This window comes from Bartonella sp. SL320, assembly GCF_059687635.1.
In genome coordinates, this window is record NZ_CM185143.1 from 1,030,738 (window position 1) to 1,054,618 (window position 23,881).

Annotated in this window: 25 protein-coding genes and 1 pseudogene; 13 read left to right on the forward strand and 13 right to left on the reverse strand. The window is 35.1% G+C overall.

The features are described from left to right. Positions 1 to 223 precede the first annotated feature (223 nt). The 3 genes from AC6ER8_RS04210 to AC6ER8_RS04220 all read right to left on the reverse strand — a co-directional run bounded on the left by AC6ER8_RS04210 (position 224) and on the right by AC6ER8_RS04220 (position 3,177). A complete protein-coding gene (locus AC6ER8_RS04210; protein WP_497077531.1) occupies positions 224 to 709 on the reverse strand; it encodes a peroxiredoxin in 486 nt (161 codons plus the stop codon). A gap of 214 nt (positions 710 to 923) precedes the next feature. Continuing rightward, on the reverse strand, positions 924 to 2,177 hold the full coding sequence (gene tyrS / locus AC6ER8_RS04215; RefSeq protein ID WP_497077532.1) for a tyrosine--tRNA ligase: 1,254 nt from the start codon (positions 2,175 to 2,177) through the stop codon (positions 924 to 926). Between the two features lie 319 nt (positions 2,178 to 2,496). Then, entirely contained in the window at positions 2,497 to 3,177 is a 681-nt protein-coding gene (locus AC6ER8_RS04220; RefSeq protein ID WP_497077533.1) for an alpha/beta hydrolase, read from the reverse strand. A 161-nt stretch (positions 3,178 to 3,338) separates the two neighbouring features. On the opposite strand from AC6ER8_RS04220, the gene AC6ER8_RS04225 reads away from it, so the two are divergent. From AC6ER8_RS04225 to AC6ER8_RS04270, 10 genes are all read left to right on the forward strand, one after another. Beyond that, the gene (locus tag AC6ER8_RS04225; protein WP_497077535.1) at positions 3,339 to 4,484 is read left to right on the forward strand and encodes a cysteine desulfurase family protein; all 1,146 of its coding nucleotides are present in this window, start codon (positions 3,339 to 3,341) and stop codon (positions 4,482 to 4,484) included. Between the two features lie 173 nt (positions 4,485 to 4,657). Continuing rightward, on the forward strand, positions 4,658 to 6,169 hold the full coding sequence (sufB, locus tag AC6ER8_RS04230; protein ID WP_497077537.1) for a Fe-S cluster assembly protein SufB: 1,512 nt from the start codon (positions 4,658 to 4,660) through the stop codon (positions 6,167 to 6,169). Positions 6,170 to 6,346: 177 nt separating this feature from the next. Then, complete coding sequence (gene sufC / locus AC6ER8_RS04235; RefSeq protein WP_497079601.1) at positions 6,347 to 7,102, forward strand: Fe-S cluster assembly ATPase SufC; 756 nt, start codon at positions 6,347 to 6,349, stop codon at positions 7,100 to 7,102. Positions 7,103 to 7,109: 7 nt separating this feature from the next. Beyond that, complete coding sequence (sufD, locus tag AC6ER8_RS04240) at positions 7,110 to 8,372, forward strand: Fe-S cluster assembly protein SufD (protein ID WP_497079603.1); 1,263 nt, start codon at positions 7,110 to 7,112, stop codon at positions 8,370 to 8,372. Positions 8,373 to 8,382: 10 nt separating this feature from the next. After that, complete coding sequence (locus AC6ER8_RS04245; RefSeq protein WP_497077539.1) at positions 8,383 to 9,627, forward strand: cysteine desulfurase; 1,245 nt, start codon at positions 8,383 to 8,385, stop codon at positions 9,625 to 9,627. Then, positions 9,620 to 10,021, forward strand: a complete 402-nt coding sequence (locus AC6ER8_RS04250; protein ID WP_497074207.1) for an SUF system Fe-S cluster assembly protein — start codon at positions 9,620 to 9,622, stop codon at positions 10,019 to 10,021. The genes AC6ER8_RS04245 and AC6ER8_RS04250 overlap by 8 nt, the downstream gene beginning before the upstream one ends. Before the next feature lie 57 nt (positions 10,022 to 10,078). After that, on the forward strand, positions 10,079 to 10,369 hold the full coding sequence (locus AC6ER8_RS04255; RefSeq protein ID WP_497077541.1) for a hypothetical protein: 291 nt from the start codon (positions 10,079 to 10,081) through the stop codon (positions 10,367 to 10,369). A 9-nt stretch (positions 10,370 to 10,378) separates the two neighbouring features. Next, complete coding sequence (locus AC6ER8_RS04260) at positions 10,379 to 10,552, forward strand: DNA methyltransferase (protein ID WP_497077543.1); 174 nt, start codon at positions 10,379 to 10,381, stop codon at positions 10,550 to 10,552. Further along, positions 10,491 to 10,706 (forward strand): hypothetical protein, encoded by a 216-nt coding sequence (locus AC6ER8_RS04265; protein ID WP_497077545.1) that lies wholly within the window; start codon positions 10,491 to 10,493, stop codon positions 10,704 to 10,706. The genes AC6ER8_RS04260 and AC6ER8_RS04265 overlap by 62 nt, the downstream gene beginning before the upstream one ends. A 291-nt stretch (positions 10,707 to 10,997) precedes the next feature. After that, entirely contained in the window at positions 10,998 to 11,948 is a 951-nt protein-coding gene (locus AC6ER8_RS04270; protein ID WP_497077546.1) for a COG2958 family protein, read from the forward strand. Positions 11,949 to 12,276: 328 nt separating this feature from the next. Here the strand turns inward: AC6ER8_RS04270 and sodC are convergent, their stop codons facing one another. From sodC to AC6ER8_RS04290, 4 genes are all read right to left on the reverse strand, one after another. After that, complete coding sequence (gene sodC, locus AC6ER8_RS04275; protein ID WP_497077547.1) at positions 12,277 to 12,804, reverse strand: superoxide dismutase [Cu-Zn] SodC; 528 nt, start codon at positions 12,802 to 12,804, stop codon at positions 12,277 to 12,279. 396 nt (positions 12,805 to 13,200) lie between these two features. Further along, a complete protein-coding gene (locus AC6ER8_RS04280) occupies positions 13,201 to 13,542 on the reverse strand; it encodes a hypothetical protein (RefSeq protein WP_497077548.1) in 342 nt (113 codons plus the stop codon). Then, the gene (locus AC6ER8_RS04285; RefSeq protein WP_497077549.1) at positions 13,535 to 13,879 is read right to left on the reverse strand and encodes a hypothetical protein; all 345 of its coding nucleotides are present in this window, start codon (positions 13,877 to 13,879) and stop codon (positions 13,535 to 13,537) included. Before AC6ER8_RS04285 ends, AC6ER8_RS04280 begins: the two co-directional genes overlap by 8 nt. A 470-nt stretch (positions 13,880 to 14,349) precedes the next feature. Beyond that, a complete protein-coding gene (locus AC6ER8_RS04290) occupies positions 14,350 to 15,567 on the reverse strand; it encodes a UbiH/UbiF family hydroxylase (protein WP_497077550.1) in 1,218 nt (405 codons plus the stop codon). Between the two features lie 179 nt (positions 15,568 to 15,746). Here AC6ER8_RS04290 and pcsA point away from each other — a divergent pair, with 179 nt between their 5' ends. The 3 genes and pseudogenes from pcsA to AC6ER8_RS04305 all read left to right on the forward strand — a co-directional run bounded on the left by pcsA (position 15,747) and on the right by AC6ER8_RS04305 (position 18,036). Beyond that, positions 15,747 to 16,565 (forward strand): phosphatidylcholine synthase, encoded by an 819-nt coding sequence (pcsA, locus tag AC6ER8_RS04295; RefSeq protein WP_497077551.1) that lies wholly within the window; start codon positions 15,747 to 15,749, stop codon positions 16,563 to 16,565. A gap of 21 nt (positions 16,566 to 16,586) precedes the next feature. Further along, positions 16,587 to 17,632 (forward strand): annotated as a pseudogene (locus tag AC6ER8_RS04300) (enoyl-CoA hydratase/isomerase family protein). After that, positions 17,629 to 18,036 carry a DUF6163 family protein gene (locus tag AC6ER8_RS04305; RefSeq protein WP_497077552.1) on the forward strand — a complete coding sequence of 136 codons (408 nt, stop codon included), beginning with the start codon at positions 17,629 to 17,631 and terminating at the stop codon, positions 18,034 to 18,036. Before AC6ER8_RS04300 ends, AC6ER8_RS04305 begins: the two are co-directional and overlap by 4 nt. Before the next feature lie 467 nt (positions 18,037 to 18,503). Here AC6ER8_RS04305 and AC6ER8_RS04310 read toward each other — a convergent pair whose 3' ends face one another. The 6 genes from AC6ER8_RS04310 to tmk all read right to left on the reverse strand — a co-directional run bounded on the left by AC6ER8_RS04310 (position 18,504) and on the right by tmk (position 23,874). After that, a complete protein-coding gene (locus AC6ER8_RS04310; RefSeq protein ID WP_497077553.1) occupies positions 18,504 to 18,863 on the reverse strand; it encodes a hypothetical protein in 360 nt (119 codons plus the stop codon). 113 nt (positions 18,864 to 18,976) lie between these two features. Continuing rightward, positions 18,977 to 19,786, reverse strand: a complete 810-nt coding sequence (locus AC6ER8_RS04315) for an MBL fold metallo-hydrolase (RefSeq protein ID WP_497077554.1) — start codon at positions 19,784 to 19,786, stop codon at positions 18,977 to 18,979. Positions 19,787 to 19,796: 10 nt separating this feature from the next. Then, positions 19,797 to 20,570, reverse strand: a complete 774-nt coding sequence (locus AC6ER8_RS04320; protein WP_497077555.1) for a TatD family hydrolase — start codon at positions 20,568 to 20,570, stop codon at positions 19,797 to 19,799. Then, on the reverse strand, positions 20,560 to 22,116 hold the full coding sequence (metG, locus tag AC6ER8_RS04325; RefSeq protein ID WP_497077556.1) for a methionine--tRNA ligase: 1,557 nt from the start codon (positions 22,114 to 22,116) through the stop codon (positions 20,560 to 20,562). Before metG ends, AC6ER8_RS04320 begins: the two co-directional genes overlap by 11 nt. A gap of 73 nt (positions 22,117 to 22,189) precedes the next feature. Further along, on the reverse strand, positions 22,190 to 23,233 hold the full coding sequence (locus tag AC6ER8_RS04330) for a DNA polymerase III subunit delta' (RefSeq protein WP_497077557.1): 1,044 nt from the start codon (positions 23,231 to 23,233) through the stop codon (positions 22,190 to 22,192). Beyond that, the gene (gene tmk / locus AC6ER8_RS04335) at positions 23,230 to 23,874 is read right to left on the reverse strand and encodes a dTMP kinase (RefSeq protein WP_497077558.1); all 645 of its coding nucleotides are present in this window, start codon (positions 23,872 to 23,874) and stop codon (positions 23,230 to 23,232) included. Before tmk ends, AC6ER8_RS04330 begins: the two co-directional genes overlap by 4 nt. Between the last annotated feature and the right edge of the window lie 7 nt (positions 23,875 to 23,881).

Genomic DNA, 23,881 nt, shown 5'->3' on the forward strand with positions numbered 1-23,881 from the left:
TTCACGTGCTAATTTTTTTGATGATGTTGCAAGGGAACGGATCATCATTCATTCAAGATAATAAGAATCTAATAGGGGAGAGTTTGACTCTATTTAGAGGGTCAATATAAAGTTATTAATGACCTTTATGAAACAATAGAGTTGTAAATTTGAATCTGTCAGAAAAATAAAATGAATTGGAGAAAATCCCTTTTGTTTTTTAAAGACGAAGCAATCTTTCCGTTTACACGACACCATTACGATGTAAAAGCGTTGCAGCTGCTAAAACATTTTCAGCGTGTCCAGATACACTGACTTTGCGCCATTCTTCTGCTATTTTTCCATTTGCATCAATTAAAAAAGTGCTTCGTTCAACACCCATATATTTGCGTCCATACATGCTTTTTTCTACCCAAACACCATAAGCTTCAAGGGTTGTTTTTTCTTCGTCTGAAACAAGGATGAGATCAAGTCCATGTTTTACTTTAAATTTATCATGTTTTTTTACATTATCTGGAGAGATTCCAATAACAGCAACACCAATTTCATCAAATTTCGTCTTTAATTGTGTGAAATCGAGTGCTTCAGTTGTGCAGCCACTGGTGTCATCTTTAGGATAAAAATATAAAACAACTGGTTTGCCTTTAAAGTCAGAAAGACAAACTGTCCCTCCTCCATCGCGTGGCAAATTAAAATCAGGAGCAAAAGTGCCTTTCAGTGATTTTGTCATTTTCTTATCTTTCTTTTTGAGTGAAAAGATCCATGACTAGCATACAGAGAAGGCATAAAGTTTCAACTCTCTAAAGTAAAATTATTTCAAAGCTTTTTCGCGATCATACAAAAATTATTCTGTCATAAAAACTCAATGAAAAATGCGAGAGAAAAGCGCACAAAACATCGTTATCATGGATAAAAATCTATAGAATGAATGAGACATCAATAGATTATAGTGGTTTGATCAATACATGTTTTTTCTTACCAAAAGAAAGTTTAATGATTCCTTTTGTCGTAATATCTTTTTCAATAACAAGGTGTGTTTCATCCTTTATGATTTGATCATTAACACGTATGCCTCCACCTTGAATATGACGGCGCGCTTCGCTGTTGGATTTTGCAAGTCCTGCTTTTACTAGAAGAAAGAGCAATCCAACCCCTGTTTTTAATTCTGTTGCGTTTATTTCAACGGTTGGAAGATTTTCTCCAAGTGTTTTTTCTTCAAAGGTTTTGCGGGCAGTTTCTGCAGCTGCCTCAGCAAGAGTGCGTCCATGCAACATGGCTGTAATTTCTGTTGCAAGAATTTTTTTGGCTTCGTTAATTTCAGTCCCTTGTAATGAGGAAAGTCTGAGAATCTCATCCATTGGCAATGTCGTATAAAGCTTTAGAAATCGCGTAACATCCGCATCTTCTGTATTGCGCCAATATTGCCAAAATTGATAAGGAGAAAGCATATCAGCATTCAGCCATACAGCACCATTCAATGATTTACCCATTTTGGCACCGGAAGAGGTCGTCAGCAATGGTGATGTTAATGCATATAATTGTGGTGTTCCTAAACGGTGCCCTAATTCGATTCCGTTAATAATGTTTCCCCATTGATCAGATCCCCCCATTTGCATACGCAAGCCATAACGTTTATAAAGTTCAACAAAATCATAAGCTTGCAAAATCATATAATTAAACTCTAAAAAGGACAAAGAGTGCTCACGCTCAAGTCTGAGTTTAACAGAATCAAATGACAACATACGGTTGACAGAAAAATATTTTCCTACATCACGCAGGAATTCTAAATAGTTTAAATTGCATAACCATTCAGCATTATTCACAATACATGCATCGGTTTTTCGATCACCGAAGGTCAAATAGTTAGAAAATACCTTTTTAATACCCTCAATATTGGTTGCAATATCCTCTTGTGTTAGAAGCCGTCGTGCTTCATCTTTGAAGGAAGGATCACCGATCAATCCTGTTCCTCCGCCCATCAAAGCAATGGGGCGATGACCTGTTTTTTGGAGCCAATAAAGCATCATAATCTGAAGAAGGCTTCCAGCATGTAAGCTTGATGCTGTCGGATCAAATCCAGTATAAGTGCTTACAGTTTCTTTTGAAAAAAGATCATCTAAGCCTTTTTCATCCGAAATTTGGTGGATAAAACCACGTTCGCTCATAATGTGTAAAAAATCAGATTTAAAGGCAAACACAGAGTCAATTTCCTCATTAATAGGGTGAATTTATTGTATATAATAGATGATTATATAATGGATCATGAATTCCTTATCTAGCATAAATGACGCAAATCTCACAAGAGAGCGAGATATATTGGTCATGAAGAAATAAGATAGATGATCCTTCTTTTACGCTAAACAAAGAGACGATCCAATAATAAAAAGGTATTTGTTCATTCTCACTTTTATTGTGAAATAAAATTTAATGAAAGCCGAAAATACAGTCTAAAAAATAAGTTACTTCTTTATATCTAGAAATAAGCTTTGTGTTTTTTTATCACTCTCTCGTGTTTTGCTAAGTGAGTGAAAGTATTTCCGGAGGAGGGGCGATAAGTTCATTGGTGATATGGCTATCTAAATAGTGGGCACATCGTTCAATAAGTTCCTCATGACATCCACTAAAAAAGTGATTAGCTCCTTCCAGTATCTCTTGTGTAATGACGATCCCTTTTTGTGTTTTCAATTTATCGACAAGTATTTGAACGTCTTTTGGGGGGGCAACTTTATCGATACCACCATGAATGATAAGCCCAGAGGAGGGACAAGGTGCAAGAAATGAAAAATCATAAACATTCGGCTGCGGGGCAACAGAGATAAATCCCTCAATTTCCGGTCTGCGCATTAAAAGCTGCATACCAATCCATGCTCCAAATGAATATCCTGCTACCCAACAATTTTTAGAGTCTGGATGTTGTGTTTGCACCCAATCAAGAGCTGCAGCAGCATCTGAAAGTTCCCCTATTCCATAATCAAATTCACCTTGACTACGACCAATACCACGAAAGTTAAAACGTAAGGTTGTAAAGCCACGTTGCTGGAACATATAAAAGAGATCATAGACAATTTTGTGATTTATTGTTCCACCAAATTGGGGATGAGGATGCAAAATGATCGCAATGGGGGCATTTTTTTCTTGTGAAGGTTGATAACGCCCTTCGAGCCGCCCCGCGGGACCGTTAAAAATAATTTCTGGCATAAAAGGCTCCTTAAATGCTATAAAAGGCTCTCATTGACCTTAGTCGACTTTTACCATAGAATCTCTTAAATAATCATTAGATATTCTTTTTTAAATGCACTTTTCAAGCAAATTGCATTATTTTTTAATCCATTCAGAAGATTAATAATGGCCGATGTAAAATGGTTATAAAACGCCGATATTTTGATTATAATGCAACAACACCGCTCAAAAAAGTAGCGCGGATGGCGTTACTGGAATCTTTAGAGATATTTGGTAATCCTTCATCGGTTCATAAGGAAGGGCGTGCTGCTAAAATTTTATTACAAAAGGCGCGCCGACAAATTGCTGAAAGTCTTAAAACAAATCCAGATAATGTTGTCTTTACTTCTGGTGCGAGTGAAGCAGCAATGACTTTGTTAACACCCTTTTACACGATGGGAAAAGCAAAGGTTCAGTTTTCTCATCTTTACCTTGGAGCGACTGAACATCCTTCTGTTGCAGAAGGAGGGCGTTTTCCAAAAGAGTTGATAAGTATTATTACTGTTGATCAAGATGGGCTTATTCAACAAGATAAATTAACATCACTCTTAAGGGATCACGATAAGACCAAAGGTTTACCTCTTGTTGCTATTCAAGCTGCAAATAGTGAAACGGGTGTTATTCAACCATTAAAAGAAATCGCTGCGATTGTACGGGATTTAGGAGGTACTCTTATTGTTGATTTGACACAATATGTGGATAAGAATTTCGTTGATATTAATCAGCTAGGAGGAGACTTTTTTATACTGTCTGCACATAAAGTTGGCGGTCCTAAGGGAGTCGGTGCTTTCGTTTCATGTGGTCATCTTCTTATGCCACATCCTCTTATTATCGGAGGAGGACAAGAAAAAGGCTTACGTGGAGGAACAGAAGCATTGTCTCTTATTGTTGCTTTTGGAGCAGCAATGGTTGACAATTATAGCCAAGAAGAGATAAAACAGTTAATGTATTTACGCAATAAATTAGAAGATGGACTCCAAAAAATAAGTCCAAATATTGAGATTTTTGGCAAAAGAGTTCAACGTTTACCAAATACAACTTACTTTGCTATAGAAAATATCAAAGCTGAAACGATGCAAATTGCTTTTGATTTAGAAGGTTTTTCTGTATCAGCTGGTTCTGCTTGTTCTTCGGGAAAGGTAAAACAAAGCAAAGTTCTGGAAGCAATGGGGTATCATGTTCCAAATGGTGCCATTCGCATTTCAATAGGGCGTGACACAACTTCAGAAGATATTGACGACTTTTTATTGTTTTTTTCTCAAATGATCAGTAAGAAAAAAGGATAAAACTCATCATGAGAAAATTATAAAAATTAGAATTATTTTAAAAATAAAATAACTTTGATTGAAATTTTCGCACTTTACCTATAGCCTTAAGAAATAACTTGCTTAACTTTACTCTTGAAAAAAAACAAGACTTTTAGTTACCGGTTTTTGATGCCCAAAAATGGAGAAATTTTATGCCGGCAGTACAAGAAACGATACGCCAAGTCCGTGAAATAGACGTTGACCAATATAAATATGGCTTTGAAACGAAAATTAAAACGGATAAAGCGCCCAAAGGTTTGAATGAAGATATTATCAGATTTATTTCTGCTAAAAAACATGAGCCTGAATGGATGCTAACATGGCGCCTACAAGCTTATCGCCGTTGGCTGACAATGCAAGAGCCTCATTGGGCGCGTCTTGAGTATCCTAAAATTGACTTTCAGGAGCTTTATTATTACGCAGCTCCGAAAAATCATACAGGACCCAAATCTTTGGACGAAGTGGATCCTGAGTTATTAGCAACATATGAAAAACTTGGCATTCCCCTTAAAGAACAAGAGATTTTGGCAGGGGTAAGAAAACAGTCTGATCCCTCTACATTTGATGACAGCATGTCGGTATCAGGGCAGGTGGCTGTTGATGCGGTTTTTGATTCTGTTTCTGTTGTGACAACCTTTAAAAAGGAGTTGGCACGTGCAGGTGTAATTTTTTGCTCTATTTCAGAGGCGATTATTGAACATCCTGAGCTTATTAAAAAATATTTGGGAACCGTTGTACCAGCGGGAGATAATTATTATGCAGCTTTAAATGCAGCTGTTTTTACAGATGGCTCATTTGTTTATATTCCCAAAGGGGTTCGTTGTCCTATGGAGCTTTCAACTTATTTTAGGATAAATGAACGCAATACAGGGCAATTTGAACGAACATTAATTATTGCTGCTGAAGATTCTTATGTTTCTTATCTTGAAGGGTGCACAGCCCCCCAACGTGATGAAAATCAACTTCATGCTGCTGTTGTTGAGCTTATTGCTCTTGAAAATGCAGAGATTAAATATTCTACAGTACAAAACTGGTACCCTGGCGATAAAGATGGAAAGGGTGGTATTTATAACTTTGTGACGAAGCGTGGAGATTGTCGAGGGGACAACTCTAAAATTTCATGGACACAAGTTGAGACTGGTTCCGCGATTACTTGGAAATATCCATCCTGTTTACTTCGCGGTGATAATGCGCGTGGAGAATTTTATTCTATTGCTGTTGCAAATGGTTACCAACAAATTGATTCTGGTACAAAAATGATTTATTTAGGGAAAAATACTTCCAGTCGTATTATTTCCAAAGGCATTTCTGCGGGCTTTTCAAATAATACTTATCGAGGACAAGTTTCAGCCCATCGAAAAGCACACAATGCGCGTAACTTTACACAATGTGATAGTTTATTAATTGGCAATGATTGTGGGGCGCATACAGTTCCTTATATTGAAGCAAAAAATGCAACAGCTCAGTTTGAGCATGAAGCCACAACATCAAAAATTTCTGATGACCAACTTTTTTATGTTATGCAGAGAGGCATTCCCGAAGAAGAAGCCATTGCATTAATTGTCAATGGTTTTGTAAAAGAAGTTATTCAAAAACTTCCCATGGAATTTGCTGTTGAAGCGCAAAAGCTTATCGGTATTAGCCTTGAGGGGAGTGTTGGATGATTTTATTTAATGAGATAAATAGAAGACTTGATGCAAAAAGGCTGTAACAGTAGAAAATAATGTAAAAAAGTAACTTCTATGGTGATGACCAAAAGAAGCTGTATGCGAAAGCAAAATACGCATTGATATCTGAAAAAACAGCCAGAACAAGACTTACAGCGAGAACAGGATTTAATGATGTTAGAGATAAAAAATTTGCACGCCCGTATCGCAGGGACGGATACAGAAGTTATTCGTGGTTTAAACCTGACGGTTCAAGATGGAGAAGTTGCCGCGATCATGGGGCAGAATGGTGCCGGAAAATCAACTTTGTCTTATTTGCTTGCTGGGCGTGATGATTATGAAGTAACACAAGGTGATATTCTCTATAAAGGACAATCACTTTTAGAAATGGATCCAGCAGAACGTGCGGCATATGGTATTTTTCTTGCATTTCAATATCCCATGGAAATACCAGGGGTAGCAACAATGGAATTTTTAAAAGTCGCGATGAATTCTCAGCGCAAAGCACGTGGTGATGAAGAGCTTAAAATTCCTGAATTTATAAAATATGTTAAAGAGGTCTCAGCTAAGCTTGAAATAGATATGGACATGCTAAAACGTCCATTAAATGTAGGCTTTTCAGGGGGAGAAAAAAAACGCGCTGAAATTTTACAAATGGCACTTCTTGAACCTAAACTTTGCATTTTAGATGAAACGGATTCTGGTTTAGATATTGATGCATTAAAAATTGTTGCAGATGGTGTTAATAAACTTAAAGATTCAAACCGTTCATTTTTGGTGATTACCCATTATCAACGGCTACTTAATTATATTATTCCTGATACGGTACATGTCCTCCATAAAGGACGAATTATCAAAAGCGGAGACAAATCCTTAGCGCTTTATTTAGAACAAAATGGCTATGCTGATCTTATCAGGGAAGCGGTTTGAGGGTATTATGAAGGTACAGCAAGAACTTTTACCGGTTGAAAAAAATATTATTAGTAATTTCAATCAGTATATCAATGACTTACCGGGTGATAAAGTCGTATATGAAATTCGCAAAAGGGCTCTTGAGAAGTTTCAAGCGGCACGGCTTCCTTCCCGTAAAATCGAAAATTGGCATTATACCAATCTGCGCACGTTACTGAAATCTGTGAGTAATTTTTCAAAAGATCAAGATAATCAATCAATTGACGCCTTACTTTCAAAAAGCGCTGTTTTTTCCTTAAATAATGGAAAAGTAGCAACACAGTCAAAAGTAGACGAGATTACAGTAAAATGCCTTTCAGATGCATTAGAAGATAATTCTGTAAAGATTGATCAAAACATTTCTGATGAAGATTTTATTGGGCAATTGAATACAGCTTTTGTTACAGATGGTTGGCTTTTTAACATTCCGGAAAATACAAAGCTAAATATCCCTATTGAATTACAAAATATACAAATGGGAGGACAATCTCATACTTTTTCAGACATAAAAGTTGATAAAAATAGTCAAGTTATGTTTATTGAGCATCAAGTTGGCAATGATCAAGATACTTTTGTCAGTTCAGTATTTTCATTAGACATTGCCGCTCATAGTGATGTTACGTGGATTCTCATTCGTAATCGTGGTTTTAATTCGACGCAATTTGGTCGATTGCGTGCTGTTCTTGCTCGAGGAGCGAAGTTATCACTTTATGTCATTAACATAGGAAGCCAACTCAATCGTCAGGAAGTCGATATTGAATTACAGGGGGAGGAATCTGATTTTCAATTGCGTGTTATCAATTTATTATCAGGACAAACACATAGTGATCTTACCATGACTGTTCGTCACGTGGAAGAAAAATCAACTTCAACTGAAATTATACGCAATGTGGTTACAGATAAGGCTGTTGGTGTTTTCCAAGGCATCATACGTGTTGCTCAAAAAGCGCAAAAAACAGATGCACGCATGGCCTGTAACAGCCTTATTCTTTCAGATGATGCTGAATTTAATGCAAAGCCTGAGCTGGAGATTTTTGCTGATGATGTTGCCTGTGGTCATGGGGCGACGGTTGCTAATATTAATCACGATTATCTATTTTACCTTATGGCGCGCGGTATCCCTTTTAAAACGGCTCGAGCTCTTTTGATTAAAGGATTTATTGCTGAGCTCATTGATGACATCAAACAAGATAATATCCAAACTGTTTTGGAGAATATTATTGGTCAATGGCTTGAAAAAAATGTTTAAGAGAGAAAAAATGGAAAATGACGTACAAACATGCAATTATAATGTCGACGAAATTCGACGTGATTTTCCTCTTTTACACCATCAAGTTTATGGAAAGCGATTAGCATATCTTGATAGTGGTGCTTCTGCTCAAAAACCACAATCAGTCCTCAATGCAATGAATCATTATTATCACTATAGTTATGCTAATGTGCATAGGGGAATGTATTTTTTAGCCAATACAGCAACACAATTGTATGAAAATGCTCGTGAAACTGTTCGTGTTTTTTTGAATGCTCAAAAAGCTGAGGAAATTGTTTTTACGAAAAATGCAACAGAAGCAATTAATACGGTTGCTTATGGTTGGGCAATGCCCAAACTCAAGGAAGGTGATGAAGTTGTTCTAACGATTATGGAACATCATGCAAATATTATTCCTTGGCATTTTCTGCGTGAACAAAAAGGTGTAAAACTTATTTTTGTGCCCGTTGATGAAAATGGTGTTCTGCATATAGAAGATTTCCAAAAGGCTTTAAGTGAAAAAACCCGCCTTGTTGCTATAACCCATATGTCCAATATATTAGGCACTGTGCCCCCTGTTAAGGAGATGATTAAGCGAGCCCATCAAAATTCTATTCCTGTTCTTGTTGATGGTTCTCAAGGAGCCATACATTTAACTGTTGATGTGCAAGATCTCGATTGTGATTGGTATGTTTTTACAGGACATAAGCTTTATGGTCCCACCGGTATAGGTGTTCTGTATGGTAAGGAACACCGGTTAGAAGAAATGCGTCCTTTTCAAGGGGGAGGGGAAATGATCGAGGAGGTAACAACCGATAAGGTCCTTTATAATGCTCCTCCTTATCGTTTTGAAGCAGGAACGCCTCCTATTGTTGAAGCTATTGGATTAGCTGCGGCTATTGACTATATACAAGAGAAAGGTCGCAGTACAATTCATGCCCATGAAATGTCTCTTTCAGCTTATGCGCATGAAAAACTGAAAACGATTGAATCATTGCGTATTTATGGTCACTCTCCCAATAAAGGCGCTATTATATCGTTTGCAATTGAAGGTATTCACGCTCATGATATCGCTATGTTTATTGATAGAAAAGGGGTTGCAATACGTGCGGGAACGCATTGTGCCCAGCCTTTATTACAGCGCTTTGGTTTAACATCTATTTGTCGTGCGTCATTAGCCATGTATAATACTCAAGAAGATATAGACCAATTTGTCGAAGCATTGAAAGAAACAAGGACATTTTTTAATGGGTGAGTTAATAGAAGAGCGTCATTCTACAGAAGCTGCTGAAACTGTAAGCGAAAATAAAAACTCTTACATATCAGCCATTCCTGCAGACGAAATTGATCGTATGACGAATGATATTATTGCTGCTCTTAAGACAGTTTATGATCCAGAGATTCCTGCTGATATTTATGAGCTAGGACTGATTTATCGTATTGATATCGAAGATGATCGTTCAGTAAAAATTGAAATGACTCTTACAGCGCCGGGCTGTCCTGTTGCCGGTGAAATGCCAGGATGGGTAGAAAATGCTGTTAGTGCTGTTGAAGGGGTTTCGCATGTTGAAGTCACTATGACTTTTGATCCACCATGGACCCCTGAGTGTATGTCAGAAGAAGCACAAATTGCTGTCGGATGGTATTAACAATACTGTTTGTGAATACGTTATTTTTTACAAACAGTTAGATTTAAAAACGATCACATGCATTATCATAAACAAAAATTAGAACTTAACTGGGTTGGAAAAGAAAAACGCCCCAAACTGGAACCTCGTATCTTATTAGAAGATGTTGAAAAATCTTATCATGCTTCGCATCAAATATCATCTCAAGATATTTTTGATAATAAACTTATTTTTGGTGATAATTTGCTCGCACTCAAGGCGCTTGAGCAAGAATATACGGGGAAGGTAAAATGCATCTATATCGATCCACCTTATAATACAGGCAATGCCTTTGAACATTATGAAGATGGCTTGGAGCATTCCATATAGCTAAGTCTTATGAGAGATAGGTTAGAACTGTTACATCATTTGCTTGCGGATGATGGAAGTATTTGGATATCTATTGATAATGATGAACAAGCCTATCTGAAAGTGATGATGGATGAAATTTTTGGCCGGAAAAAATTTCATCAACAATATTATTTGGCAAAAGAAATATGCCCCACAAAATGATGCAAAATGGCTTTCTGATAACCATGATTTTATAATAGTTTATGCTAAAAAGACAAAACGATTTGGCGCCCTTAATGCTATTCAAGAAAATAGGAATTTTGAAGGTTTATACGCAGAGTTTACCATTTCAGAATCTATACTTGAGAGTTCATAATGTTTCTCTTTAAAAATAAAACAAATAAGTTTTTTAATTGATGGATGTGAGGCTCAATAAAATGTTTAAATATTATTTTTAATTTTGTACGCTCTTGCACCATTAATTTAAGAATATTGGAGATTGCTTAAATTATAAAATTATTATTATTTATTCTAAATAAATGAAAATATATAAAAGAGTTACGCAACATTATGTTTTTTTCAAAAAAATAAACATTTTATTATTCTTAATTCTGAAATATTTAAATACAATGGAATATCCAGAGGATAAAAGGGGGAGATTTTATATATGACTTTGAACTTAACAAACACTGTCTTTAATTTTTTAAAGAAAAACCCGTCAAAAAAATTTACGGCTCGAGAAATTGCGCAATGGATATTTGAAAATTATCCAGAAAAATGCCGCCAAAAACAAAAGCGTTCAACGGCAATAATCACTCCTCTTAAGAACGATACAGCTCTTATTCAGCAAATTGTCGCTGAAATAGGATCTAAGCGACCTCAGTTACAAAGGCGTTATCCAGAAATAAAAACCACAGAAGGACGACCACGGCAATATTATTTTACAAAACAAACAGATAGCGCTGAAATTGATGCCGTAGAGGACAATACAGAGAGTAGAACAAAAGATGGTTCTGTTAAAGAACAAGATCTTTATCCGTTATTATCTAAATTTTTATGGTCAGAGCTTGCAGTTTACAGTAAGCGTATTAATGAGAAATGTTCTCACAATAAACATGGTTCGGGCGGAAACAAATGGCTTTATCCGGACCTCGTAGGGATACAAGATTTAAGTAAAGAATGGAATCGTGAAATCAAAGATTGCGTTTTGCAATATTTTGATAAAAAGACGAAGCTTTGGTCTTTTGAAGTTAAAGTTCTCATCAATCGTTCAAATTTACGAAAAGCATTTTTTCAAACAGTTAGCAATTCTTCATGGGCTAATTTTGGTTATTTAGTTGCGAGTGAAATTGAAGGTGTTGATACATTAAAAGAATTGCGGATGCTTTCAAGTTTGCATGGAATTGGATTTATAAGACTCGACAAGGAAAACGCTTCTGAGAGTGAAATCATAATTCCAGCTAAAGAACGGACTGATATTGATTGGGATACTGCTAATAGATTAGTGGAGGAAAACAAAGACTTTCTTCATTATGTTAAGCTCATTCGTCAATTTTATCAAACTGGTGAGATACGTTCGTCCGATTGGGATCATATAGGCCCCATGAAGGGTATTTAAAAAGACTCTATTTGCTTAAAAGCTCTTTTTCAGAGTGATAAAAAATTACTTTAACTATTTTATTTTCCTTATTATATTGATTTATAAATATTCAGTTCTCTTTAACTTATCTTAGAGGTTAGAATATTGAAACAGTAGAATGTTTTGTGTATGTCTCAAGCGAAGATGAGTAAAATTTTTCTTGCTTATATTGAGACACCTTCTTACATAGAATTTATATTCATATCTTTTCAGTAAAAAACATCAATTTTATAAAATTATTTAATTATTTCTATCACATCTTATGCTAAAGAGAGTGTATACTATCATAGTTTAGCATAATACTTTTTTATTTTCCAATAATACCGCACGCTATGCGTGCACCACCTCCGCCAAGCGGTAATGGTTTATCTGACTGATTATCGGCCCCAAAATGAATTATTAATGAGCGCCCTGTAATTTCAGAGATTTTTTTCAGTCGTGGAGCAAGAACGCTCATCGTAGCATTCCCATGCTTATCAACATAAAGTGCAGGTAAATCACCAAGATGACCATTGATATTATAAGGTCCTAAATGTTTTCCGGTATGTTCAGGATCATAATGTCCACCTGCGCCTCCACCAATTATGCCATCTTTTGTATCACATGAAGGATTTGCATGTATATGAAAACCATGCATTCCTTCTGGTAAGGTAGACAAATGAGGAATGAAAACTAAACCATGTGTGTTTTCTTCAATTTGAATGCTACCAATAGCCTTTTTTGAATTATTATCTTCTAGTTTATAAATATTTACTTTTGTTGATAGTGCTAATGCAGAGTTTTTATAATTTAAAAATGCTGTAAAAGCTAATAATGATAGTATTATTCTTTTCATAAAATACCTTATTAAATAAAATCTAAATATAGATAAATTGTTTAAATTAAATTTACATAAAAATAATGGTTAATATAAAAACTAATGAAAAATATTACTAATTATAAAAAGTAAATAAGTTTAAATTTTAAAATATACTTTTTATTTTTATAAAATATCTATCTTTTTTATCTATAAAAGAATAACTATATCTCATTTATCTTTCTTCAAGAGATGCGTTTTAAAAAAAATTATTTTTTGAGGTATAATTTTGAGGTATAATAAGAGCTTAAGTCCATAAATTTAATAGGTTAGCGATGATTGTATTTATAATATGATGAGATTTCATCAAAAAACAGCATATATAATTTATGGAAAAATTTAATCTTTGTTCATAGAAAAAATGACGAAAACTTTTTATTTATCGTGAAATTTATAAGGGAAAGGACCATTATTATTCATATAAACTTCCCATAAAATACAGCATATACCGATAGCTCCCCCCATTCCTGATCCTATTAGTGCTCCTATGATTATTCCGGCAGAAAGTGCTATTCCTATACCCATGGCGATCACTGGACCAAATCCTGGAAGAGCAATATAGCCATAAGTAGCAAGAGTTGCTGAGATTGCTCCTGAGATGCTACCGTTTAAACCACCGATAAAAGTAAATTCTTTTATAGAATAGCGGCACTTTTTTAAAAAAAATTTCTTACAACGATGAGCAGAAACATTGCTGAAAGTTTTAAAATCAATCATATTTTTTTCTTTCATTTTGAATGCTAACAGTTCCTGAGTAGTCAACAGAGACGAGAAAATGGGACTTTTTAAATTTTACTAAGGCACGCCAGATGCCTTTGTCATCTAAACGCAATCGTTTAATATTCTTAAAACCATTTTGCATAAGACAGTTTTTAACTTGTGAAGCCGTAAATGAATTTTGACCTATTTTAGTGACATTTTGAGGAGTGCCATAGATAAAGGTTTGACAATAAGGAAGATGAAAAACTTCGCTAATTGAAGTCGTGACGATTAATGAAACACATACAATCATCATAAAAAAAATACTTAACTTCAAACTGTTATTTAATTTCATCTTGTCACTCTTTAGTTGAAACAACACTTTATTAATCGTTGTATTGCTAACAGGTTCCAAAGATGATTTTATTTTTAATATTATACTTAATAAAAAAAATAAAATTTTATATAATTAGATATATTATTATACAAATTCAAAGCAATATTCTTCATTATTATGCAAATCAAAAAGTTTTTCACATCAGTGATAGATATGAAACCATAGAGCGATTTATATTATCTCTTAAGAAACAAACCGTTCCTTCTTATTGTTGCATTAAAAAACACTCTTAAATATTTACGTCAGAAAATCTATGGTGGAGCATTGTTTTTTACTGAATAAACTTACTTTAAAGTACATTTTTATAAATAATTATTTATCGAGCTATTTATGCCTTATGCCCTTATTGCTATTTTTTTGTTTTTTATGAGTAATTTAGATATAAAATAAGCGTTTATCTTTTGCTATCTCTTTATTTTTCAATAGAGCTATTTGGGGGATTTTGTTGGAAATATTGGCATCATTTCCTTCAATCCGTAACCGGGATATATTCCTTCACGCATAAATAAACTGCGTAATGGCGAGCAATTATGTAATAAACCAAGTCCAACACTTCGTATGATATGAACAGGCAACATATGAGAAAGTAAAGCAAAGTTAAGGGTATGAACAGCTGCACTTCGAATTAATATATCTGGTTTTCGACATTTATTATACTGTGCAATCATTATTTCAGAATTAAAATCGGATATTTTATCGGGTAAAACATCAATCAAAGTTTGAACATCACGGAATCCTAAATTTAATCCCTGTGCTCCAATAGGGGGAAAGACATGAGCAGCTTCACCTACTAGAATCGTTCGATTCGCAGCAAAACGATGAGCGAGAAGTCCTGAAAGCGGCCATGCTTGAATTGATGTTTCTAAGGTTAGTTTTCCAAGCATTGATTGCATTTGATTTTCGATTATCTTTGCAATTTCTTTTGATTCTATATTCAATAATTCCTCAGCACGAGAAGGATGAACAACCCATACAAGACTGGATCTTCGTCTTGGTAGTGGAACCTGTGTAAATGGACCTTGTTCTGTGTGAAATTCAGTTGATGTGTTTTGATGAGAAAATTCATGAGAAAAGTTGAGAACAAGTGCTTTTTGTGGATAGTTCCACTGTTTGACACTTATCCCCGCTGCCGCACGCGTAAGAGAATGCCGTCCATCAGCAGCAATAACAAGTGGTGCTTGAATGACTTTATCATCAGCAAGAGTAATAGATACATGGCTTTTGGTATGATGAAAAGATTTAGCTTCAGAAACAAATCTTTTAATATTGGGCATTTGTGTAACAGCATCGTTTAAAGCATGGCTCAATTCTACATTGGGTATATTATAGCCAAAAGCTTTTTCACCAATTTCAGCAGAAGAAAAATGCACTGTAGGAGCCCGCACAATCCTAGAAGTTATATCGATAATTCTCATGCATGATAAAGCAGCCGCCTGTTTTTGAAGACTATGCCAAATATTGAGTTTTTGAAGTGTATGTATTGCAGGCATCATAAGAGCTGTTGTTCGTAACTCATCTGTATGAGCAGGAGGGCCAACAAGAAAAACCGAAAAACCCTTATGAGCAAGCCTCAATGCGGCTAACATCCCAACAGGACCTGCACCAATAACAATAATGTTCTTATATTCTTTCTTCTCAACGATCACAACAATTTGAGCCTTTCTTCATTGTACAAATATTTTAACATTTCTAAATGATTGCTCTCTTTTTATTGTATGAAGCTCTTCTATTATATTATGTAATAAATAATGCGATATAAAAAAGTAACTTTTTTATGATTTTTTTATGCTGATTCATATCATAGATAAAAATGGCGTATTGGTAGATGGATGAAGACTTTAAAAACGAGGATAAGAAAACCTTGAAACGTAAACTAACAAAAAAAATCAAAACAAATGCTAAATTATTACGCCATAAAAAAGTAACAATGCCACAAGCAAAAGCTTTTTCTGTTCATTTACTAACAGCTTCGGGATCATTTTTAGCGTTTCTTTCTCTTATATCGGCTTCTCAAAAAGAATGGACAGCTATGTTCTGTTGGCTTGGGCTTGCACTTCTCGTTGATGGTATAGATGGACCCATTGCACGCAAACTTGATGTAAAATACGTACTTCCAACATGGTCAGGAGAGCTATTAGATAATATCATTGATTATGTAACTTATGTTTTAATTCCTGCTTTTGCACTTTATCAAAGTGGTTTTATGGGAGTAGGGCTCTCATTTTCATTGAGTGCAATTATTGTTATTTCATCGGCTATTTATTATGCTGATACGGGTATGAAAACCAAAGAAAACTTTTTTAAAGGATTTCCAGTCGTTTGGAATATGATGGTTTTTACACTTTTTGTCGTAAGACCAGAGGAGTGGCTTACTTTTATCATCATTGTTTTATCGGCCATTATATCTTTTTTGCCAATTTATTTTATCCATCCTGTAAGAGTCCTTCGTTTACGAAAAATTAATTTTCCAATTTTTCTCTTATGGTGTTTTTTTGGTGTTTCTGCGTTCTTTTATCGCTTAGAGGCTCCATATTGGGTTAAAATAGGAATTTCAGTAACAGGGATTTATATATATTGTATTGGTGCGATCATGCAAATATTTCCTCAGCTTGGAGCAAAAAGTATAAAAAGAACAATAAAATAGTTTTTTAAGAAGGGGTGTAAGATGAAAATTGATTTTGGGGCAGGTGATGATATTTCTTTTACGAAAGAGGGCTGTGCTGGTATTATAAAGCTTACACGCTCTTCAGCATTAAACGCTCTTAATCAGCGAATGGTTTTCGCTTTAAAAAAGCTCTCAAGACATGGGAAACAGATGATGAGGTGTCTTGTGTTTTAATTGAAGGGGAAGGGCGTGCTTTTTGTGCTGGTGGAGATGTTGTAGAAATTTATCATATGGGGAAAAATGCTTCTGCTTATGAATATTTTAGGGATGAATATAGTTTAAATGCTTATATTAAACGTTTTTCAAAGCCTTACATTTCTTTTTTAAACGGTATCTGGATGGGAGGAGGGGTAGGAATTTCGTTGTACGGTTCCCATAGAGTTGTTACAGAAAATACAATTTTTGCTATGCCAGAAGGGGCAATTGGATTTTTTCCAGATGTTGGTGCAAGTTTTTTCTTCCCCTCTCTTCCCAATTATTTTGGTGTCTATCTTGCATTAACTGGCGCACGCATAAAATGGGGAGATTGCTTAAATTTGGGATTAGCAACACATGCTGTTCCTGAAGTTGAATTCGATGTGATTAAGAAAGCAATTATTGAGAAAGGAAATCCTAATTTAGCTTTAGACGAGCGCGCGATTATAAGAGACTATGAAACGAGTCATGAAATACGTGATATTATTAACACGTGTTTTAGTGTTCAGACATTGGAAGAATGTCTTGAATTACTTTATAAAAAAGGTAAAGAAAGTATTTTATTTGCTCAAGAATGTTATGATATTTTGCAGTCACGTTCTCCGATAAGTTTAAAAGTTATCTGGAAACAAATGAAACAAAATACACATCGGACTTTGGAAGATTGCATGAAAATTGAAAATCGCATTGCACATCATATGATTAATTCACATGATTTTCATGAAGGAATACGTGCTATGTTAATTGATAAGGACAAAACGCCTCGGTGGCAGCCAGATAAGCTTTCAGATGTCACAGATGAAATGGTAGCTTCTTACTTTCAACCTGTTGAACAAGAGTTATTATTGTGAAAAATAATTCACACAAACGGATTTCAAAAATCAACTTAATTTATAACTGTTATTTACGGTTTTTGGCGCTTGTTTGCTTAAGCTTAAGTATTTTTTATTGGATACGCCTTGTTGGTGTTTTTCCAGGTGTTCTGTGGCGTTTTGATCTTATGCCTTGGCAGTGGCAATTTGCATCGGCTATATTGGCTATTCTCTATCCTATTGCCTTGATTGGACTTTGGATGTATTCGCTATGGGGAATTATTTTGTGGTGTAGTGCAGCATTGATTGAAACAATAGCATTTTATTATTCCAATTTTATTGATCCGCCATTTGTACCATTATTTCATGGAATATTATTTTTAGTCTTTGTGATCTTAAAGATAATTTTTTTAAAAAGAGTAAAAAATAAAAAATTATCGTAATTAAAAATCGGGCCAAGATGACTAGCCCGATTTCTATTCTTTCATAAAGCTTAAAAAGCTTTCTTAAATCTTAAATAAAAGGTACCCACCATAATTGCCAAGGACTCTCTGCTTTTGTGCAAAATATCCATAATAATGAGGCTATTGTTCCCCAAAGTGCCATTGCCATAAAATAACTCCCTCTCCATAAAAAGTTCCATAATATATATTATGCGATAATAAAGCACAAAAATAAAAGCTCTAATCTCAATAGAAATAAGCAATCCCTTATTTTGATATAAATGCCATATTGATATCGCATTTTTCTCTTTTTAAACAAAATTATGGCAATAATTTGTCAAAAAAGTATTTTTATAAAGTATTTTATCTATTGAGTGCGAATAACTTATTTAAAAGATAGGCCTTTAAGGTATATTTCTTAAAGGCCTAAATAATTTATAATAAAATACTATAATAAATAAGAATAATTATTGTACTATTTTACAACGTTTCATACGCGCAAGATCACTTAAAACAGCATTACGATTATTTAAAGCTGAAATTTCATTGCTTTCGCTTGATTTTACATCCATAAAAAACAAAGCCGGTACAAATATAACACCTGCTGCTGCTAAAGCTACGTTTTTGTTTCTTGCTTTAGAACGCTCTGCAATTGTATCATTAATCTGGCGTTTATTAGCATAAAACTCCCGTTGAATATCGGCGCAACTCATTGTTCCGTCATGTAATGTTGTCGTTGAAATATTTTTTTCTAAACGTCCCCCACATCCTGTTAAGGAAACGGCTAACGCCACAATACACATACCCCGCTTAAAACTCTTATGCATAAAAAACCTCATTTTTGACATGAAAAAAGACCAATTACGACAAAAACGAAACAAAATAAAGGGTAATTTTAAAAAAGTGCTTTTATTTAACGTAAAATATTGCGTTAATAAGCTTATGCTTTTGTTTCAAAAATAAGACCTTGATATGCAGGTTTTACATAAGCTGGAACGTAATTGACAACTTCATTGTAATCGAGTGATCTGTCCATATGTGTCAGTATGGCTTGTTTAGGATTTAAATATTCTATCCATTGTAATGCTTGATCAACAGAAAAATGGCTCGGATGGGATTTAAATTGAAGAGCTTCAATGATGAGGACATCCAAATCCATTAATTTGGATAATGTTTTTTTAGGAAATTCACTAACATCTGTACAATAGGCAACATTTCCAATACGAAAACCTAAGGAATGAATGTTTCCGTGGTATTGTAAATGTGTCTTGACACTTATTGCTCCACCCTGCCCTTGAATAATAAATTGGCTATCTTCATCGATAAGATGCTCTTTTAAAATAGGGGAATAAGATGAATCTTTTGCTGTTTGAAAACAATATCCAAAAGAATTTTTAAGATGCTCTAGTGTAAAGCTGTCGGCATAAATATCGATTAAACATTTTTGTGCAAGTGCATAGCTGCGTAAATCATCAATACCGTGGATATGATCTGCATGAGAATGGGTGTAAAGAGCAGCATCAAGATGGTTTACACGTGCATCGATCATTTGTGAGCGAAAATCTGGACCTGTATCAATAACAACCGTTGTTTTTTTTCCTGATGGTTTAATGCGTTCAACTAATAAAGAACTCCTATAGCGTTTATTTTTAGGGTTATCCGGATCACATGCTCCCCAATCACCATTGGGCCGCGGGACTCCTGGAGAGGGACCACAGCCTAATATTGTAAATCGGTATTGATCACACATAGCTTTTGCCTTATTTTATTTTTCTAAATAAATTAAAAGCATTACGCGTTGTTATTTGAGCTGTTTCTTCAAGACTTAAGCCAATTGTTTCAGCCAAAATAGCTGCAGTATAGCGTACAAAAGATGGTTCATTGGTTTTTCCCCGATGGGGAGTGGGGGCTAAAAATGGTGCATCTGTTTCAATCAGCAACTGCTCATGGGGCACAATTCTTGCTATTTCACGAATTTCAAATGCATTTTTAAAAGTAAGAATACCTGAAAAAGAAATATAACCACCAAGTTCAATGCCCGCACGAGCAAGTTGCATTCCAGACGAATAACAATGAAGAATAAAGGGAAAAGCCCCTTCCTTTATCTGTTCGCGTAAGATTTTCTCCATATCGGTATCTGCATCGCGTGAATGTATAACAAGAGGAATCTGTGTTTCTCGAGAAGCAATAATATGCTCTTGGAAAACTTTTTTTTGCTCTTCTGGTGTCGAATAATCATAATGGTAATCAAGCCCCCCTTCCCCAAACGCAACAACTTTAGGGTGATCTGAGAGCTGTATGAGTTCTTTGGCTGTAATATTTTGTTCCTCATGCGCATGATTGGGGTGTGTCCCAACAGAACAAAAGACTTGATCATAGTTTTGCGCAATGGCTAGTAGCTTATCTAACTTATGAACATGAGTTGAAATTGTTATCATACGTCCAACGCCAGCATCCAAAGCCCGTTGGATAACATTATCTAAATCTTGTGAAAAATCTTCAAAATCAAGATGACAATGTGTATCAATGAGCATGAGAATCTTCTTTCTTCAAGATATAACGAGGGAAAATTGGCTCTGGTGGTGGAAGATCAATCCCTTCTTGAATTTTTGCATGAGCTATATGATACAACAATCGATCATCTTCAGCAACTGCAAGGCTATCAAGAAGTTTTGTTGCTGACTGGGGAATGAAAGGCAAAAGAAAAATTCCTATTCGTCGTAAGATTTCTACAGTTATATAAAGAACTGTAGAAAATCGCTCTGGATCATTTTTCCGTAAACTCCAAGGTTGTTCGTTAGCAAAATAGCGATTGGCATCTGCTACAATTGAAAAAATAGCTGAAAGGGCTAAATGCATACTATGAGAAGACATCGCTTGGTGTACAGTTTCAAGAACGTGAAGAGATTGTTCTAAAAGCTCTTTGTCTTGAACTAAAAATGCAGCCGGTCTAGGGACTTTTGCCTCACAATTTTTGGCAATCATCGATAAAGAACGCTGTGCTAAATTACCAAGATCATTCGCAAGGTCGGCATTAATACGGTTCACAAGGCTTTCATGGCTATAACTACCATCTTGTCCAAAGGGCACTTCACGAAGAAGAAAATAACGAACCTGATCAAGACCATAATGATTGACCATTTCAAAAGGATCAACAACATTTCCAACAGATTTTGACATTTTTGCACCACGATTTAATAAAAAACCATGTGCAAAAATATTTTGAGGCAGTTCAATTCCAGCAGACATTAAAAATGCTGGCCAATAGACAGCATGAAAACGAATAATATCCTTACCAATAATATGCGTATTGGCAGGCCAAAAATCACGTTTTTTTGAATCTTCGTTGAAAAAATTAATTGCTGATAGATAATTTGTAAGTGCATCAACCCAAACATACATCACGTGTTTTGGATTATCAGGAACAGCAATTCCCCAATTAAAGCTTGTTCGTGAAATAGAAATATCTTTTAAACCAGATTTTATAAAACTTATAATTTCATTACGCCGCTCAAGGGGAGCAATGAAATTGGGATGTTTTTCATAATATTCAAGAAGCGCCTTTTCATAACGAGAAAGTCTAAAAAAATAACTTTCTTCTTCATTCCATTCAACGGGAGAACCTAATTCCTTTTCGCGACGAATATTGTCTGGACCAACTTCCGTATCTTTTTCTTCATAATAGGCTTCTTGGCGAACCGAATACCACCCCTTATAACAGCCGAGATAAATGTCGCCATTTTTTTCCATTTTTTTCCAAATTTTTTGACAAGCTTGATAATGACGCTCTTCTGTCGTACGGATGAAATCATCGTTAGAACAATTTAATACCGCAAGCATTTTTTGAAACACAGCACTATTACGATCTGCAAGTTGCTGAGGTGTCATACCCAATGCTGCTGCAGTTTGTTGCATCTTTAGACCATGCTCATCTGTACCCGAAAGAAAAAATACATTTTTTCCGTTTAAGCGTTGAAAGCGGGCTAACACGTCGCTTGCAATGGCACTATAGGCATGTCCAATATGCGGCGTACCATTAGGATAAAAAATAGGAGTTGTTATGTAATATGTGTCACGCATGTCATACTCGTTGTAAAATGCCATAAATAGATATAATGACATAATGTCTGTTTATCACATTGTCACGGAAAAACTAATCCTCATGAATGATCTTATGAACTCTAAAAAGTAAGTTAATAACAAACTGCTTCTTATCGAGATTAAACAGTTGTATTTCCTCTATTTCTTGATGTATCTCTTGCCATTTTTGCGCATATTTTTTTGAGAGAAATAAGTTTCCTTTTTCAACGAACACGATAGCTTTTTGTTGAATTTTATAAAGGATTTCATCACAAAACTGTTGAAATTGAAATGGGGAAGAAACAGATGAAAATGTTTGCGCAAGCGTGTGTACAAGCGTTGCATTACAAATAGGTTGCTCTAAGAGAGCATCAATCGTTTTAATAATTTCAAGACCGTCATGGCGAACAAGTAAAGCAGCTTTTCGGGGACTTCCTTTAGATTTTTTAATAATCATTTCAATTGTTTTTTCATCAGATAAATCCTGGTTGGAAAAAATATGTGTAATGACTTTTTTCATTTCATCATAATTTAACGGGCGAAAAGAAATTTTTTGACACCGTGAATGAATGGTTGGAAGTAGTTTTCCTGAAGAGTGCGCGATAATAATAAAGAGCGTCTTTGCAGGAGGTTCTTCAAGTATTTTAAGAATTGCATTGGCGGCATTTCTATTCATATCATCTGCGCAATCAATAATCACAATACGCCATCCATTATCTTGCGATGTTTGGCTTAGAAAATGCAGAATATCGCGGATATCATCAATGAGTATTCCTGTTTTAAACTTTTGTGCTTTTACATCAAATCGACGCGAAATATACAAAAGACCAGGATGACTTCCCTGAGTTATTTGGCGCCATGAAGTAGAATGAGGATCGGGTTTTAGAAAATCCCCTTTTTGAGAACTTAAAATATTCCAAGCAAGATGAAACGCTAATGTGGCCTTTCCAATTCCATATTCTCCTTTAAATAATAACGCATGATGCAAACGCTCTTCTTTAAGCATTTGTGTTAAAAAATGACGAACATCCTCATGACCAAAGATAATATTATTCTGAGACGGAGATAAAATTGTATCAATATCATCATATTGGCGTAAGATATTTATATCACTCATGAAAATTGATCCAATAATCTTTGATGACAAATATTTTTGATTTGATGCGCAATGATTTCTACTGAAGCAGTCGCATCAATGACTCGAAACCTATCGGGCTCTTGTTTAGCCAATTGAAGAAAAGCTTGACGCCTTTGTTCTTGAACTTCCAACTGATCTTTTTCAAAATAATCGATTTCTTCAGTTTTTTTTCTTCGCAAATTTGCACGCTTCATACCAAACGCTGCTGGCATATCTAATAAAAATGTTAAATGGGGCATGATACCATTAAGCGCTATACACTCTAAAACAGAAAGGAGAGAGGGATTGATTGCTTCGTTAAGCCCTTGATAAACGCGTGTAGAATCAATAAAGCGGTCACATAAAACGATTTTACCTTTTTGCAAAGAAGGTGCGATAATCTCTGCAACATGGTCAGCGCGTGCCGCTGTAAACAAAACAGCTTCAATTAGCGGTCCATATTGTTGTGCCTGCCCCGATAACAAAATATGCCGGATTGCTTCTGCCCCTGCTGTTCCTCCTGGTTCTCGTGTTGTGACAACATCATAACCTTGGTGAGAGAGATACTCAGCAAGTAAAGAGACCTGTACTGTTTTTCCTACCCCGTCCCCTCCTTCGAATGTGATAAAATAACCTGACACGTATGAA